The sequence below is a fragment of the Amycolatopsis vancoresmycina genome (assembly GCF_000716785.1).
Taxonomy (GTDB): domain Bacteria; phylum Actinomycetota; class Actinomycetes; order Mycobacteriales; family Pseudonocardiaceae; genus Amycolatopsis; species Amycolatopsis vancoresmycina.
In genome coordinates, this window is the sequence record NZ_JNYY01000004.1 from 188,478 (window position 1) to 202,864 (window position 14,387).

Annotated in this window: 17 protein-coding genes; 4 read left to right on the top strand and 13 right to left on the bottom strand. The window is 70.8% G+C overall.

All coding sequences use genetic code 11. The features are described 5' to 3' along the window. Positions 1-42 precede the first annotated feature (42 nt). Positions 43-564 (bottom strand): YdbT family protein, encoded by a 522-nt coding sequence (locus OO60_RS10645; RefSeq protein ID WP_081655958.1) that lies wholly within the window; start codon positions 562-564, stop codon positions 43-45. A gap of 101 nt (positions 565-665) precedes the next feature. Between OO60_RS10645 and OO60_RS10650 the strand changes: the two genes are divergently transcribed. Together OO60_RS10650 and OO60_RS10655 are read left to right on the top strand one after the other, a co-directional pair. Beyond that, complete coding sequence (locus OO60_RS10650) at positions 666-1,292, top strand: LysE family translocator (RefSeq protein WP_033261275.1); 627 nt, start codon at positions 666-668, stop codon at positions 1,290-1,292. Continuing rightward, positions 1,292-1,918 carry a LysE family translocator gene (locus tag OO60_RS10655; protein ID WP_003102631.1) on the top strand — a complete coding sequence of 209 codons (627 nt, stop codon included), beginning with the start codon at positions 1,292-1,294 and terminating at the stop codon, positions 1,916-1,918. The genes OO60_RS10650 and OO60_RS10655 overlap by 1 nt, the downstream gene beginning before the upstream one ends. Here the strand turns inward: OO60_RS10655 and OO60_RS10660 are convergent. The 3 genes from OO60_RS10660 to OO60_RS10670 are packed head-to-tail and all read right to left on the bottom strand — an operon-like array spanning position 1,915 to position 4,332. After that, a complete protein-coding gene (locus OO60_RS10660; RefSeq protein ID WP_003102633.1) occupies positions 1,915-3,105 on the bottom strand; it encodes an alpha/beta hydrolase family protein in 1,191 nt (396 codons plus the stop codon). The two genes, OO60_RS10655 and OO60_RS10660, sit on opposite strands and share 4 nt — an antisense overlap. Then, positions 3,102-3,920, bottom strand: a complete 819-nt coding sequence (locus OO60_RS10665) for a Rossmann-fold NAD(P)-binding domain-containing protein (RefSeq protein WP_003102635.1) — start codon at positions 3,918-3,920, stop codon at positions 3,102-3,104. Before OO60_RS10665 ends, OO60_RS10660 begins: the two co-directional genes overlap by 4 nt. Then, a complete protein-coding gene (locus tag OO60_RS10670) occupies positions 3,913-4,332 on the bottom strand; it encodes a nuclear transport factor 2 family protein (RefSeq protein ID WP_003102638.1) in 420 nt (139 codons plus the stop codon). Before OO60_RS10670 ends, OO60_RS10665 begins: the two co-directional genes overlap by 8 nt. A 94-nt stretch (positions 4,333-4,426) precedes the next feature. Here OO60_RS10670 and OO60_RS10675 point away from each other — a divergent pair, with 94 nt between their 5' ends. Next, positions 4,427-5,020 carry a TetR/AcrR family transcriptional regulator gene (locus OO60_RS10675; protein ID WP_003102640.1) on the top strand — a complete coding sequence of 198 codons (594 nt, stop codon included), beginning with the start codon at positions 4,427-4,429 and terminating at the stop codon, positions 5,018-5,020. 30 nt (positions 5,021-5,050) lie between these two features. On the opposite strand, the gene murA is transcribed toward OO60_RS10675, so the two are convergent. Next, the gene (gene murA, locus OO60_RS10680) at positions 5,051-6,325 is read right to left on the bottom strand and encodes a UDP-N-acetylglucosamine 1-carboxyvinyltransferase (RefSeq protein WP_003102645.1); all 1,275 of its coding nucleotides are present in this window, start codon (positions 6,323-6,325) and stop codon (positions 5,051-5,053) included. Between the two features lie 61 nt (positions 6,326-6,386). Between murA and OO60_RS10685 the strand changes: the two genes are divergently transcribed. Further along, positions 6,387-6,959 carry a cob(I)yrinic acid a,c-diamide adenosyltransferase gene (locus OO60_RS10685; RefSeq protein ID WP_003102646.1) on the top strand — a complete coding sequence of 191 codons (573 nt, stop codon included), beginning with the start codon at positions 6,387-6,389 and terminating at the stop codon, positions 6,957-6,959. On the opposite strand, the gene aroA is transcribed toward OO60_RS10685, so the two are convergent. The 8 genes from aroA to OO60_RS10725 form a co-directional block, all read right to left on the bottom strand. After that, positions 6,956-8,194 (bottom strand): 3-phosphoshikimate 1-carboxyvinyltransferase, encoded by a 1,239-nt coding sequence (gene aroA, locus OO60_RS10690; RefSeq protein WP_003102649.1) that lies wholly within the window; start codon positions 8,192-8,194, stop codon positions 6,956-6,958. The genes OO60_RS10685 and aroA overlap by 4 nt on opposite strands. 9 nt (positions 8,195-8,203) lie before the next feature. Then, on the bottom strand, positions 8,204-8,524 hold the full coding sequence (locus OO60_RS10695; protein WP_003102652.1) for a putative quinol monooxygenase: 321 nt from the start codon (positions 8,522-8,524) through the stop codon (positions 8,204-8,206). Between the two features lie 19 nt (positions 8,525-8,543). Then, positions 8,544-8,978 carry a DUF2550 domain-containing protein gene (locus OO60_RS10700; RefSeq protein ID WP_003102655.1) on the bottom strand — a complete coding sequence of 145 codons (435 nt, stop codon included), beginning with the start codon at positions 8,976-8,978 and terminating at the stop codon, positions 8,544-8,546. A gap of 25 nt (positions 8,979-9,003) precedes the next feature. Beyond that, positions 9,004-9,369 (bottom strand): F0F1 ATP synthase subunit epsilon, encoded by a 366-nt coding sequence (locus OO60_RS10705; RefSeq protein ID WP_003102658.1) that lies wholly within the window; start codon positions 9,367-9,369, stop codon positions 9,004-9,006. A gap of 114 nt (positions 9,370-9,483) precedes the next feature. Then, positions 9,484-10,911, bottom strand: a complete 1,428-nt coding sequence (gene atpD, locus OO60_RS10710; protein ID WP_003102661.1) for a F0F1 ATP synthase subunit beta — start codon at positions 10,909-10,911, stop codon at positions 9,484-9,486. Further along, entirely contained in the window at positions 10,911-11,849 is a 939-nt protein-coding gene (locus tag OO60_RS10715) for a F0F1 ATP synthase subunit gamma (RefSeq protein WP_003102664.1), read from the bottom strand. Before OO60_RS10715 ends, atpD begins: the two co-directional genes overlap by 1 nt. Before the next feature lie 11 nt (positions 11,850-11,860). Further along, positions 11,861-13,501, bottom strand: coding sequence for a F0F1 ATP synthase subunit alpha (atpA, locus tag OO60_RS10720; RefSeq protein WP_033261276.1), 1,641 nt, complete (start codon positions 13,499-13,501; stop codon positions 11,861-11,863). 56 nt (positions 13,502-13,557) lie between these two features. Continuing rightward, entirely contained in the window at positions 13,558-14,382 is an 825-nt protein-coding gene (locus OO60_RS10725) for a F0F1 ATP synthase subunit delta (protein ID WP_003102670.1), read from the bottom strand. Positions 14,383-14,387 lie beyond the last annotated feature (5 nt).

Here is a 14,387-nt window from a genome sequence, read left to right on the forward strand (position 1 = left end):
CTTTGCCGGGTGACGCTCCGGGTGCCCGTGCCGGTTGCCCGCTCAGGCGGCCGAGCTGCCCGATTCCGGCGGCGCCTGGCGGGCCGTGGCCTCGTCGATGGCCTTGGTCAGCAGGTCGCGGACGCGCTTGGGTTCGCCGATGCCCATCAGCGTCACCGTGCCCGGGCCGCCGAAGGAGATGGTCCCGGTGCGGGACGGCCCCGGCTTGAGGACCGGGGCCGGCAGCCCGGCGAGCTCGCTGGCGCGTTCCTTCTGCCGGAACAGTCCCGAGCGCGCGATGATCCGGCTGTCCGTCAGTGCATACGTCGTGCGCCCGAGGGCGAGGTAGCGGACGACCGACCGGCCGACGGCCCCGTACAACCCGATCACCAGCACCACCACCGCCGCGGCCATCGCCGCGCCGCTCGGCGCTTTCACCAGCAGGAACCAGAGCGCGGCGGCGGTGAGGACGAGCCCGGCAGGGGCGGTCACCCCGTCCGCGGCGACGTAGAGCGGGCGCTGGACCGGCTCCCCCGCCCAGAGCACGCGTTCCCCGGGCGAAAGATCGATTTCCCCTGCTGACATGGCCGAACACTACTCCGCCGGGACCCCTCCCGCCGAGTGCCGCGGCGGTGTGGCCGAAATCCGCGAGACCCGGCGGCGGCCGTCGATTAGCGTGGGGAGCCGTGACGTGGAGTGTGTACGGGAGTTACCTGGTCATCGTGGTCCTGATCGTGCTGGCGCCGGGCCCGGACACGATGGTCATGCTGAAGAACGCGCTGTCCGGCGGGTTCCGCGGCGGGCTGCTCGCGTCGCTGGGGATCTTCACCGGCAACGCGGTGCAGGGCAGTGCCGCGGCGCTCGGCCTCGGCGTCCTGATCGCGCGGTCGCAGCCGGTGTTCATCGCGCTGAAGTGGGCCGGCGCGGCCTACCTCGTGTTCCTCGGTTTCCAGGCGCTGCGCGGGGCGTTCCGCGGGAAGTACGACGTCGTCGAGCAGGCGCAGCGGCGCCGCGGCGGCGGGTTCCGGCGGTTCCGCGAGGGCTTCCTCTCCAACATCACCAATCCGAAGGTGCTGGTGCTGTACCTGTCGGTGCTGCCCCAGTTCCTCGACCCGGTCCGCACGACGACGTGGGACGCGCTGGCCCTGGCGTACACGGTCGCCGTGCTCGGCGTGCTGTGGCTGCTGGTGCTGCTGGCGTTCGTGCACCGCGTGCGGGCGTGGCTGGAGCGCCGCCGGGTCCGCCGCGCCCTCGACGGCGTGACCGGCACGGCACTGCTCGGCTTCGGCGCCGCTTTGGCCCTGGAGTCCTGATGACCTGGAGCACGTACGCGGGCTTCACCGCGATGATGGCGTTCCTGGCGATGATGCCCGGCCCGGACACGATGATCGTCCTGAAGAACGCCCTGACCGGCGGCCCCCGCGGCGGCGCCTGGGCGTGCGCGGGCATCTCGGTGGCGAACTTCCTCCAGGGCACGGCGGCGGCCCTCGGCCTGGGCGCGGTGCTCACCCGGTCGCAGCCGGTGTTCCTCACGCTCAAGTGGGCCGGTGCGGCGTACCTCGTGTTCCTGGGGATCCAGGCGCTGCGAGGCGCCTGGCGCGGCGACTACGACGCCCTGGCCGACGTCCGCCGCGCCCGCGCGACCCGGGGACGGCGGTTCCGGGAGGGGTTCCTCTCCAACATCACGAACCCGAAGGTGATCGTGCTGTACCTGTCGGTGCTGCCGCAGTTCCTGACGCCCGGCGTGACCGGCCAGGGTGACGCGCTGCTGCTGGCGTACACGGTCGCGGCGCTGGGCGTGGTGTGGCAGGTGCTGTTGCTGCTGTTCGTGCACCGCGTCCGTGGCTGGCTGGGACGGCGCCGGGTCCGCCGGGTGCTGGACGGCGCGACCGGCACCGCCCTCGTCGGCTTCGGCGCCGCCCTCGCGCTCGAAAGCTAGAGCGTCCGGTCCAGCCAGTCGTAGATCCGGCCCGCCGCGAGCCGCTGGGCGCCGACGTGGCAGTGCGCGTCCGCGCCCTCCTCCGCCGTGAACGTCAGCAGCGTCTTCGGCGCGTCCAGGTGCGCGTACAGCCTCCGCGGCTCGGTTTCCTGCGTGCCGCCGAAGAACAGGTCGTCGGCCGCTTCGCACACCAGGACCGGGCACGTGATCTTCTCCGCCACGCCGCCCTCGAGCGTGTACTCGAGGTACTTCGCCACGAACTCGCGATCCGTCGCCGCGCCCAGGACGTACCGGCCGTGGTCGCACGCCCAGCGCAGCGTCGGGCTCGCCTGCCGTCCCGCGGCGAGCAGGGCGTCGAATTCCTCGTCGTGCTCGGCGCGGGCCCGGCGGACGATCTCCTCGCGCGGCCACGGCAGCATCGACGTCACCGCCGCACCCGCGTCGTACACGCCGTCCACCGCGACGACGGCGGCCAGGCGGTCCTCGAACGCCGCCGCGCGCGGCGCCAGCTCCCCGCCCAGGCTTACGCCGAGCAGCGCGATCCGCGCCGGGTCGACGCCGTCGAGCGTCAGCGCGAAGTCCACGACCGGCGTGACGACGTGCTCCCAGTCCGGGCGGAACACGAGCTTCTCCCGCCGGATCGCGCTCGGCTGCCCGGGGCCGTCGAAGGTCAGCACGTGGTAGCCGCGCTCCGCGCCGGCGGCCGCGCCCATGTAGTGCAGCTCCTCGGCGCTGCCGTCGAACCCGTTGTGCATGATCAGCAACGGCTTCGGCCCGGCACCGGGCGCGCGGTAGAGGTACCCGCTGAGAACCGTTCCCTCGTAAGGGATTTCGACCGGCTCCGCGACACCCGCACGCCGGAAGCACTCGACGCTCCGGTCGTAGGCCGCCGCGATCCGCGGGTCCGCCGGGTTGCCGTGCAGGAAGAACTCCGAGGAGAAGTAGTACGTCGACGCGCGCAGCAGCAGGTCCCGCGCCGTCACCGGGCCCGCGTCGGCCGCTTCGGCGTACAGCCGGTCGGCCATGGCGCGGTAGGCGTCGTGCCAGCTGTCGTAGTCGCCCGCTGTCACGGCCGACGCCGCGGCGACGACCTCGCCGAAGTCCGAACCGCCGTAGGCCGCGTGGCCGAACAGGCGCAGGGTCTCGAACCAGAACTGCACATCTTCTTCGAACATCAGCTGCTTCATCGGAGTTCCTCCTGCACGAAAGTGGCGAACGAACGGGCGGGCCGGCCGGCGATCTGCTCGACGGTCCGGGTGATGCGGTCTTCGGCGCCGCGGCGGACGTCTTCGTCCAGCGCGGCCAGCACGCGGGCGAACCCGGCGGGGAACCCGGCCGCGGTCAGCCGCGTGGCGAACTCCGCGGTGGCGACGGGACGGTGCCGTACCGTCCGTCCGAGGTGCGCGGAAACGATCGCTGCGGCTTCGGCGTAGCTGATGGCCTCCGGGCCGGTCAGGACGTGCTCCGCGTTGTGCGGTGCCGCGTCGGTCAGCGCGCGGACGGCGACGGCGGCGATGTCGCCGGCGTCGACGAAGGCGACCCGCGCATCGCCCGTGGCCGTGACGATCTCACCGTCCCGGACACCCTGGGCGACCAGGTGCTCGCCGGTGAAGTTCTGCATGAACCACGACGGCTTCAGCACGGCCCACTCCGGCGCGGTACGCACCAGCCGCTGCAGGTCGCCGAGCCCGGGCGTGTCCGCGGTGACGGCCGACGAGCTGAGCAGCACGACCCGCCGCACGCCGGCGGCCAGCGCGTCGCCGAGGAACGGCTCCACCAGCCGCGCGGGCTCGGCCTCGCCGATCGGCGGCAGCAGGTACAGCGCCGACACCCCGCGCAGCGCACCGGCGTGGGTGGCGCGGTCGGCCCAGTCGAACCGGACCTGCCCGGGTTCCGCCGGCTTGCGGGTGGCCGCCCGCGCGGTGACGCCGTTCGCGCGCAGGCCCGCCACGACGCGGCGGCCGGTCGTGCCGGTGCCGCCGAGGACCAGAATTTCAGTCACTGAACGCCGCCGTCAGCGCGTCGACGCCGCCGAGGATCTCCGCCGCGGCCTGCGGACTCCAGTAGTCGCGGTAGGTGCGGATCGCACCGTCCTCGACCGTGATCACGGCGATGTACGACAGCTCGTACGGCCGCTGCGTGGCCACCACGACCCCGGCGGCGGTGAACTCGGCGACGACCACGCCCGGCTCGGTCGTTTCGTGCACGGTCTTGGCCGTGATCTCGCGGATGTCGAGCAGGTTCGGGTAGTCCCGCAGGTACTCGCGGATCGCGTCGCGCCCTTCGACGCGCTTCGGGTAGCCCGGGCCGGCGAACGGGAACTCGAGGACGCCGTCCTCGGCCCAGAGCCCGGCGAACCCGGTCATGTCGTGCTTGAGCAGCAGTTCGAGCGCGTGCTCGACGAAGTCGCGCATCGCAGCCTCCCTCGACGTTTGGACGGTACGGTACCGTCCCGACGTCAACCATAGACGGGACGGTACCGTCCCGTCCACCCGCTACACTGCGCCCATGGCACGCACCCCGACCGGCGCCGCGGTCCTCCAGCCCGAGGTCACGCAGGCGATCACCGAGGCCGTCATGTGGGAACTCGCCGAGCAGGGCTACGGGCGGCTCTCGATGGAAGCCGTCGCGAAACGCGCCGGCGTCAGCAAGAGCGCGCTGTACCGGCGCTGGACGTCGAAGGCCTACATGATCGCGTCCGTGGTGACGGACTTCAGCGTGGCCCGCGCGGCCGACGTGAACACCGGTTCACTGCGCGGCGACCTGCGCGAAACGATGCAGGCGCTGATCGACTGGCTCACGCACCCGCTGTTCTCGCGGATCCTGCCCGACCTGGTCGCGGAGGACGCCCGCAACCCGGGCTACGGCGACGGCCTGCGCGGGGCCATCGGCGGGCCGCGGCGCGAGGTCGGCGAGGCGATGCTGCGCCGCGCCATCGCGCGCGGCGAACTCCCGGAGGACCTGGACATGGAGCTGGCGCTCGACGTCCTGGCGGCGCCGATCTACTGGCGCCTGGTGGTCCGGCAGGCCGAGGCGGAGCCGGACTACGTGGACCGGCTGGTGGCGTACGCCCTGCGCGCGCTCGGCGCGCAGGGCGGCTGAGCCGGCCGGTTCCCGTTAACCGCGGCTAACTCACTTCCGGTCGGGCTCGCCGGCGACGCGCTTGATGTTCGCGCCCAGGCGGTTGAGGTTCTCGACGAAGTGCGGGTAGCCGCGGTCGATGTGGAAGACGTCCCAGACCTCGGTGACGCCGTCCGCGCACAGGCCCGCCAGCACCAGCCCGGCGCCGGCGCGGATGTCCGACGCCCAGACCGGCGCGCTCGAGAGCTTCTCGACCCCGCGGACCACCGCGTGGTGGCCGTCGGTGCGGGCGTCGCCCGACAACCGGACCATCTCCTCGATGAACCGGAAGCGCGCCTCGTAGACGTTCTCCGTGATCATCGACGTGCCTTCCGACACCGCCGACAGCGCCACCGCGAACGGCTGCAGGTCGGTCGCGAAGCCGGGGTACGGCAGCGTCACCCAGTCGACCGCCTTCGGGCGCTCCGGCTGGACCACGCGGAAACCCTTGTCGCCGAACGTCTCGACGTCCGCGCCGGCCAGCTGCAGCTTGTTCAGCACCAGGTCGAGGTGGTGCGGGTTGACCCCGCGCACGGTGATGTCGCCGCGGGTCATCGAGGCGGCGAACGCCCAGGTCGCGCCCACGATCCGGTCGCCGATCACGCTGTGCGTCGTCGGGTGCAGCTGCTCCACGCCGTGCACCGTCAGCGTCGACGTCCCGGCGCCTTCGATCTTCGCGCCCATCTCGGTCAGCATCGTGCAGATGTCGACGATCTCCGGCTCGCGCGCGCAGTTGTCGATGACCGTGGTGCCCTCGGCCAGCACGGCCGCCATCAGGATGTTCTCGGTCGCGCCGACGCTCGGGAAGTCCAGCCAGATCTGCGCGCCGACCAGCGTCTCGGCCTTCGCGACGACGCAGCCGTGCTCGATCGTGCTCGTCGCGCCCAGCTTGCGCAGGCCGTTCTGGTGCATGTCCAGCGGGCGCGAGCCGATCGCGTCGCCGCCCGGCAGCGCCACGACGGCCTGCTTCAGCCGGCCGACCAGCGGCCCCAGCACGCAGACGGACGCGCGCAGCTTGCCCATCGCTGCGGAGTCCGCGCGGTGCGACAGCTCGGCCGGCGTCGTGATGGTGGCCGTGTCGCCCTCGATGACGACCTCGCAGCCGACGCTCCGCAGCACGTCGCCCATCAGCGGGACGTCCAGGATCTGCGGGCAGTTCGTGATGGTCGTGGTGCCCTCCGCGAGGAGGGCCGCGGCCATCAGCTTCAGCACGCTGTTCTTGGCGCCGACCACGTCGACCTCGCCGACCAGCCGGGCTCCGCCATGCACGTCGAAGTGCTCGCTCATGGCCGCCAATCATGCCCTCTCGCCCGGATTCGGCCCGGGCGGGGGCCGCTATGGTGGGTTCATGGTCGTTCGCATCAACCGCGTCTACACGAAGGTCGGCGACAACGGCACGACCGCGCTCGGCGACGGGTCACGCGTGCCCAAAACCTCGGCTCGCCTGGCCGCGTACGCGGACACCGACGAGACGAACTCGGTGCTCGGCCTGGCCATCGCGGTCGGTGCGCTGCCGTCCGAAGTGACGGACGTGCTGCGTGCGGTGCAGAACGATCTCTTCGACGTCGGCGCGGACCTCTGCCTACCGATCTCCGACGACCCGCCGTACCCGCCGCTGCGGATCACCGAGAAGTACGTCGAGCGCCTGGAAGGCTGGTGCGACGAGTTCAACGAGCGCCTGCCGAAGCTGACGTCGTTCATCCTGCCGGGCGGCACGCCGGGCGCGGCGTTCCTGCACCAGGCGCGCACGGTGGCGCGGCGGGCGGAGCGGTCGGCCTGGGCTGTGCACGAGGCCGAGCCGGAGACGACGAACCCGGTGGCGGTGAAGTACCTGAACCGGCTCTCGGACCTGCTGTTCATCCTCGCCCGGCTGGCCAACCCGGACGGCGACGTCCTGTGGCAGCCGGGCGGGCAGCCCTAGATCCCCCAGCTCTCCCGCAGCGCGCCCAGCGCCTGGTGGAAGCCGGGGAACGTCTTCTTCACGCAGTCCGGATCGTCCAGCGTGATGCCTTCGGTCAGCAAGCCGGTGATGCTGAACGCCATCGCGATCCGGTGGTCGCGGCGGCATGTGACCAGGGTGCCCGTCGGCTCGCCCGGCTGGATCTCGATCCAGTCGCGGCCCGTCTCGACCTCGATGCCCATCGCGCGCAGGTTCTCCTCGCACGCGTCGAGCCGGTCGCACTCCTTGATGCGGGTGTTGTAGACGTCCTCGATGCGCACCGGGCCGGACGCGAACGGGGCGATCGCCGCCAGGGTCGGGACCGTGTCCGAGATGTCGCGCATGTTGACCGTGACGCCGCGAAGGCCGTCCGACGGGCCGGCGACCGTCACCGAGTCCGGCGTCAGCTCGACGTGCGCGCCCATCTCGCGCAGCACGTCGGAGAACTTCACGTCCCCCTGCAGGGCGTCGGAGCCCAGCCCCGGGATGGTCACCGTGCGGCCGGTGACCGCGGCCGCGGCCAGGAAGTAGCTCGCCGTCGACGCGTCCGGCTCCACCGGGTACTCGCACGCCTGGTACGGCTGCGCCGGGACCACGAACGTCTGGCCCTCGCGGCGGACGTCGACGCCGAAGCGGCGCATCATCTCCAGCGTGATCTCGACGTACGGCACCGACACGAGGTCGGTGACCGTGATGCGCAGGCCCTCCGCGGTCAGCGGCCCGACCAGCAGCAACGCCGTCAGGAACTGCGACGACAACCCCGCGTCCAGGGTCAGCTCGCCGCCCTTGATGCCGTTCGCGCGGACCGTCAGCGGGTGGTGGCCCGGCTCGCCGCGGAACTCCAGGTCGACGCCCAGCTCCTGCAGGGCGTCGGTCAGCGGCCCGAGCGGGCGGCGACGCATCTGGTCGGACGCGTCGAAGGCGAACGTCCCGGTGCCGGCCGCGGCCAGCGCGGGCAGGAACCGGGCCGTCGTCGCGCCGTCGCGGCAGAAGACGTCCGCCGAAGCGACCCCGGGCCCCGCGGGGCGGCCCTCGATGGTCCACGCCTCCGGCTGCCGGTCGACCCGGTAGCCCAGCTTGACCAGGCCCTCGGCGAAGCCCTCGGTGTCGTCCGAGTGCAGCGGGCGGCCGAGGACGGTGGTGCCGTGCGCGGCGGCGGCCAGGAAGAGGCCACGGGCGGTGACGGACTTGGAGCCGGGGATCTCGACGAGGGTCACACCCCGAGTTTAGTGCGGCGCGATTTCCGCCATCGGGCCCCAGTCGGAGGCGTCCTGGACGTTGATGATCTGCGGGTTGTCGCTGATGTACGCGCCGAGGTTCCCGACCGCCCACTTGAAGTGGTCGGAGCCGACGTGCGCGACCGCCGCGTCCTGGCCGTCGAAACCCTCGACCAGCACGTAGGTGTTCTCGTCCTCGAGGCTGCGGGACCACTCGAAGAACCGGTTGCCGTCCTCGGCACGGGTGTTCGCGGTGTAGTCCGCGACGATCTCCGGCCAGCTTTCCGCGTACTCGGGTTTCACCGGCCACTTGACCACGATGAGAATCATGGCCTCCACGGTAGGCCCGCTACGAGGCGCGCGGGAGGCGCCGCCCGGGTGGGGCGGACTCGAGCCACGAAAGGAAGCCGGTGAGTGCGCCCGGACCCATGGCGATCTCGATCGCCTCCTGGGTCTCCGACTCGCACCGCAGCACCGTCGAGCCCTCCGGAACGGCGTAGGCCTCGGTGCCGGACGGGTCGCGGCGGTCGGCGATCTGCATGCTTTCCCGCTGGAAGACGCGGTCGGCGCCGGTCCGCAGGCTCCACACCCGGTACCAGACGAACTCGTCGCCCTCGTAGCGGCCCAGCCCCAGGTGCCAGCTGGACCGCGGGTTGTCCGGACGCCACCGCAGTGCGACGCTCACGCCACCGCCGCGGCGCATCCGGATCCACCGCTGGCCGTACCAGGCGGCCAGCACCGCGAGCACGATCAGGAGCCCCACTACGACCACGGTGATCTTCACGGCCCGGCTCCTGCCCGTCTCGCGCTCAGGCCGACTGACCCGCTGCGCGGAGCTGGGCCGAGGCCCTCGCCCGCTCGGTCTCGTCGTCCCCGGTCAGGGCCGCCTTGGCCGCCTCGACGTCGATCTCGTCGGAAAGCTCGGCGCTCTCGGCGAGGATGCTCACCCCGGTGCCGGTGACGGAGAGGAACCCCCCGTGCACGGCCGCGCAGACCGTCTCACCGTCGGTGGTCGTCACCTTGACCACGCCACCCTCGACGAGCTGCCCGAGCACGGGTTCGTGACCGGCCATGATGCCGATCTCACCCTCGGTGGTCTGGGCCACCACGAAAGTGGCGGTACCCGACCAGAGACGGCGCTCGACGGCCACCAGCTCCACGGACATCTCGGCCACGTAGCACTCCTTAACTCGGGGTGTTGCCACCGAGTGTAATAGGTCTGACTCAAGCTATGAGAACGGCGGGGGCCCGAGTCCACATAGGACACTGCCCCCGCCGTCGTCAGGAACTCACTTCTTGGTGATTTCCTTGTACTTCTTCTCGAGGTCCTCGAGGCCACCGATGCCCAGGAACGCCTGCTCCGGGTAGTGGTCGAAGTCACCCTTGGCGATGCGGTCGAACGACTCGATGGTCTCCGACAGCGGCACCGTCGAGCCCGGGATCTGCGTGAACGCCTCGGCGACCAGCATGTTCTGCGACAGGAACCGCTCGATGCGGCGCGCGCGCTGAACGGTCAGCTTGTCCTCTTCCGAGAGCTCGTCCATCCCGAGGATCGCGATGATGTCCTGCAGCTCCTTGTACTTCTGCAGGATCCGGATGACCTCGGAGGCGACGCGGTAGTGGTCCTCGCCGACGATGGCCGGGTCGAGGATCGTCGACGTCGACGCCAGCGGGTCCACCGCCGGGAAGATGCCCTTCTGGAACACCGACCGGGAGAGCTCGGTGGTGGCGTCCAGGTGGGCGAACGTCGCGGCCGGGGCCGGGTCGGTGTAGTCGTCCGCGGGGACGTAGATCGCCTGCATCGAGGTGATCGAACGACCCCGGGTCGAGGTGATCCGCTCCTGCAGCTGCCCCATCTCGTCGGCCAGCGTCGGCTGGTAACCCACGGCGGACGGCATGCGGCCCAGCAGGGTCGACACCTCCGAGCCGGCCTGGGTGAACCGGAAGATGTTGTCGATGAACAGCAGCACGTCCTGGTTCTGGACGTCGCGGAAGTACTCCGCCATGGTCAGCGCGGACAGCGCGACGCGCATGCGCGTGCCCGGCGGCTCGTCCATCTGGCCGAAGATGAGGGCGGTGTCGTTGATGACGCCGTCCTCGGACATCTCCAGGAAGAGGTCGTTGCCCTCACGGGTGCGCTCGCCGACCCCGGCGAACACCGACGTACCACCGAAGTTCCGGGCGACACGGGTGATCATCTCCTTGATGAGCACCGTCTTGCCGACGCCGGCACCGCCGAACAGGCCGATCTTGCCACCCTGGACGTACGGGGTGAGCAGGTCGACGACCTTGAGGCCGGTCTCCAGCATCTCGGTCTTGCCCTCGAGCTGGTCGAAGGACGGGGCGCTGCGGTGGATGCCCCAGCGCTCGAGGTCCTCGCCGTAGCCGGGCTCGTCGAGGCACTCGCCGAGGGCGTTGTAGACGTGGCCCTTGACCTTGTCGCCGACCGGGACGGTGATCGGGCCGCCGGTGTCGGTGACCTCGGCGCCGCGGACCAGGCCGTCCTGCGGCTGGAGCGAAATCGTGCGGACGAGGTTGTCGCCCAGGTGGCTGGCGACCTCGAGGGTCACCGTCTTGCGCAGCTGCTCGAACTCGATCTCGACCTTGAGGGCGTTGAACTGGTCGGGCACGGAACCGCGCGGGAACTCGACGTCGACGACCGGACCGGTCACCGACACGATGCGCCCCTTGGCGCGCGGGGCTTCAGTACTGGTCATCAATCATCACTTCCTGCTGCGGTGAGCGCGTTCGCGCCACCGACGATTTCGGAGATCTCCTGGGTGATCTGCGCCTGGCGGGCCTGGTTCATCTCCCGCGTCAGGTTGCCGACCAGCTCGTTCGCGTTGTCCGACGCGGCCTTCATCGCCGTCCGGCGGGCGGCCAGCTCGGACGCCGCGGACTCGAGGAGGGCCGCGTAGAGCCGCGTGTTGATGTACTTCGGCAGGAGCGAGTCCAGCAGCTTGTCGGCACTGGGCTCGAACTCGTAGCTGGGGAGCAGCCCGGCGGGCTTCTCCTCTTCTCCCTCGGAGTACTCGACCTCGAGCGGGGCGACGCGCTTGGCCGTCGGCCGCTGGGTCAGCATCGACACGAACTCGGTGTAGACGATGTGGATCTCGTCGACACCCGTGATGCCGTCGGCGTTGCCGTGCTCGTCGTCGACGCCGCGCATGAACGACTCGACCAGGGCTTCGCCGGCCTGGACCGCGTTGGTGTAGCCCGGCTGGTCGGAGAAGCCCGTCCAGCCGTCCACGACCTCGCGGCCCCGGAACCGGTAGTAGTTCAGCCCCTTGTTGCCGGTGACGTAGACCTGGGGCTCCTTGCCCTCCGAGCGGAGGAGGGCCAGCAGCTCTTCGGTCGCGCGCAGCACGTTGGAGTTGTACCCACCGCACTGGCCCTTGTCACTGGTCACGACCAGGACGGCGGCCCGCTTCGGGTTCGGGCGCTCGACCAGCATGGGGTGGTCGAGCGTGGTGGCCGCGCCGGCCAGCGCCGAGAGCACCTTGGTGATCTCGTCCGCGTACGGCCGGGAAGCGGCGACCCGAGCCCGCGCCTTGGTGATGCGCGCGGTGGCGATGAGCTCCATCGCCTTGGTGATCTTGCCGATCGACTTGGTCGCCTTGATGCGCGACCGGAGTTCCCGGAGTTGTGCGGCCATGAGCTACCAGCTCACTTCTTCGGGGCGGGCTTGTTGACCTTGACGGTCTCCTGCCCGACCTTGTCGGCGTCCATCGCGTCGGTGTCCGCCTCGACCAGGGACTTGCCCTCGGACGTGGTGAACTCCTTCTTGAACTCGTTCACCGCGGCGACCAGCTTGTCGGCCGTCTCGTCCTCGAACTTGCCGGAGTCGCGGATCGCGCCCAGGACGTCCTGGTGCTTGCGGCGGGCCGAGTCGAGGAACTCGAGGTTGAAGCGGCGCACGTCCTCGGTCGGGACCGAGTCGTAGTGACCGTTCGTGCCCAGCCACACCGTGCAGACCTGCTCCTCGACCGGGATCGGCGAGTACTGCGGCTGCTTGAGCACCTCGTACAGCCGGGCACCGCGCTCGAGCTGCGCCTTCGAGGCGTCGTCGAGGTCCGAAGCGAAGGCGGCGAACGCCTCCAGCTCGCGGTACTGCGAGAGGTCGATCCGGAGCGAACCGGAGACCGACTTCATCGCCTTGACCTGCGCGGCACCACCCACGCGGGACACCGAGATGCCCACGTCGATGGCCGGGCGCTGGCCGGCGTTGAACAGGTCCGACTGGAAGAAGCACTGGCCGTCGGTGATCGAGATGACGTTGGTCGGGATGTAGGCCGACACGTCGTTCGCCTTGGTCTCGATGATCGGGAGACCGGTCAGCGAGCCGGCGCCCAGCTCGTCCGACAGCTTCGCGCAGCGCTCCAGCAGGCGGGAGTGCAAGTAGAAGACGTCGCCGGGGAACGCCTCGCGGCCCGGCGGGCGGCGCAGCAGCAGCGAGATCGCGCGGTAGGCGTCGGCCTGCTTGGTCAGGTCGTCGAACACGATGAGGACGTGCTTGCCCTCGTACATCCAGTGCTGGCCGATGGCCGAGCCGGTGTACGGCGCGATCCACTTGAAGCCGGCCGAGTCGGACGCGGGGGCCGCGACGATCGTGGTGTACTCCAGCGCGCCGGCGTCCTCGAGGGACTTCTTCACGGCGGCGATCGTGGAGCCCTTCTGGCCGACCGCGACGTAGATGCAGCGGACCTGCTTCTGCGGGTCGCCGGTCTCCCAGTTGGCCTTCTGGTTGATGATCGTGTCCACGGCGACGGCGGTCTTGCCCGTCTTGCGGTCACCGATGATCAGCTGGCGCTGGCCACGGCCGATCGGCGTCATCGCGTCGATGGCGGTGATGCCGGTCTGCAGCGGCTCCGACACCGGCTGGCGCTCGACCACCGAGGCGGCCTTCAGCTCCAGCGCGCGGCGCTCGGTGGTCTCGATGTCGCCGAGGCCGTCGATCGCCTGGCCCAGCGGGTTGACGACGCGGCCGAGGTAGCCGTCACCGACCGGCACCGACAGGACCTGACCGGTGCGCTTGACCTGCTGGCCCTCTTCGATGCTTTCGAAGTCGCCGAGGATCGCGGCACCGATGGAGCGCGCGTCCAGGTTCAGTGCGACGCCCAGGACGCCGCCGGGGAACTCGAGCAGCTCGTTGGCCATGGCCGAGGGCAGGCCCTCGACGTGGGCGATGCCGTCGCCGGCGTCCACCACGGTGCCAACTTCTTCCCGGCTCACGTCCGGGGCGTAACTCGAGACGTAGTTCTCGATCGCGCTACGGATCTCATCCGAGGAGATCGTCAGCTCGGCCATGTCTTTCCCGCTCTCGCTTCGTTCTTGCCAGTATGCAAAGTCTTGTGTGACCGGGGCTACGCCCGGGCCAGCCGCCTGCGCAACGCCGCCAGCTGTCCCGCCGCGCTCCCGTCGATGACCTCGTCGCCGACGCGGACGACGAGCCCGCCGCCGAGCCGGGGGTCGACCTCGACGTGCAGCGCGATCGGCCGCCCGTAGATGTCGTCGAGCTTCGCGCTCAGCTGCGCGACCTGCTCGTCGGACAGGGCGTTCGCACTGGTCACGTAGGCCACCGAACGCTGACGCCGCTCCGCGGCCAGCTTGACCAGCTTGTCGAGCCCGATGCCGACGCCGCGGCCCTTGGCCCGGCGGACGACCTGCTCGACGAGGGTCTCGGTGACCACGTCCACCTTGTCGGCGAACAGCCCGCGCACCAGCGTGCGCTTGGCGTCGGCCGGACCGGTCAGGTCCGACAGCGCGGCCTCGAGCTCCGGGTGGTTGGCCACGACCCGCGCGACCTGGAAGAGCTGGGATTCGACGGTGTCGACGTTCCCGGTCTTCTCCGCCGAGGTGAGCAGGGCCGAGCGCCCGAGCGACTCGAGCCCGTCGGTCAGCTCACGGGGGCTGGACCAGCGGCTGCCCGCCACGGCGTCGAGCACCTTCAGGGCCGGTTCGGACAGCTTGCCGTCGAACAGCCGGCGCACCAGCGCGGTGCGCGACTCCGGCGCCGCCGAGGCGTCGCTCACCGCCCGGCGCAGGCCGATCTCCCGGTCCAGCAGGTCGACGACCGAGAGCAGCTCGTCGCCGACCGTGGCCGCGTCGGCTCCCGCGTCGGCCAGAACCTCGCCGAGGCGTTCCTCGGCGAGGCCGAGCGCTTCACGGCTCGCAGCATGCAGCGTCATTCCGG

What these genes read in the sequence shown, in the direction of transcription:
- OO60_RS10675 (WP_003102640.1), top strand. Translation starts at nt 4,427, where the DNA reads ATGGCACGCACCCCGACCGGCGCCGCGGTCCTCCAGCCCGAGGTCACG.
- OO60_RS10645 (WP_081655958.1), bottom strand. Translation starts at nt 564, where the DNA reads ATGTCAGCAGGGGAAATCGATCTTTCGCCCGGGGAACGCGTGCTCTGG.
- OO60_RS10655 (WP_003102631.1), top strand. Translation starts at nt 1,292, where the DNA reads ATGACCTGGAGCACGTACGCGGGCTTCACCGCGATGATGGCGTTCCTG.
- OO60_RS10660 (WP_003102633.1), bottom strand. Translation starts at nt 3,105, where the DNA reads ATGAAGCAGCTGATGTTCGAAGAAGATGTGCAGTTCTGGTTCGAGACC.
- atpA (WP_033261276.1), bottom strand. Translation starts at nt 13,501, where the DNA reads ATGGCCGAGCTGACGATCTCCTCGGATGAGATCCGTAGCGCGATCGAG.
- atpD (WP_003102661.1), bottom strand. Translation starts at nt 10,911, where the DNA reads ATGACCAGTACTGAAGCCCCGCGCGCCAAGGGGCGCATCGTGTCGGTG.
- OO60_RS10725 (WP_003102670.1), bottom strand. Translation starts at nt 14,382, where the DNA reads ATGACGCTGCATGCTGCGAGCCGTGAAGCGCTCGGCCTCGCCGAGGAA.
- OO60_RS10670 (WP_003102638.1), bottom strand. Translation starts at nt 4,332, where the DNA reads ATGCGCGACTTCGTCGAGCACGCGCTCGAACTGCTGCTCAAGCACGAC.
- OO60_RS10695 (WP_003102652.1), bottom strand. Translation starts at nt 8,524, where the DNA reads ATGATTCTCATCGTGGTCAAGTGGCCGGTGAAACCCGAGTACGCGGAA.
- OO60_RS10715 (WP_003102664.1), bottom strand. Translation starts at nt 11,849, where the DNA reads ATGGCCGCACAACTCCGGGAACTCCGGTCGCGCATCAAGGCGACCAAG.
- OO60_RS10685 (WP_003102646.1), top strand. Translation starts at nt 6,387, where the DNA reads ATGGTCGTTCGCATCAACCGCGTCTACACGAAGGTCGGCGACAACGGC.
- murA (WP_003102645.1), bottom strand. Translation starts at nt 6,325, where the DNA reads ATGAGCGAGCACTTCGACGTGCATGGCGGAGCCCGGCTGGTCGGCGAG.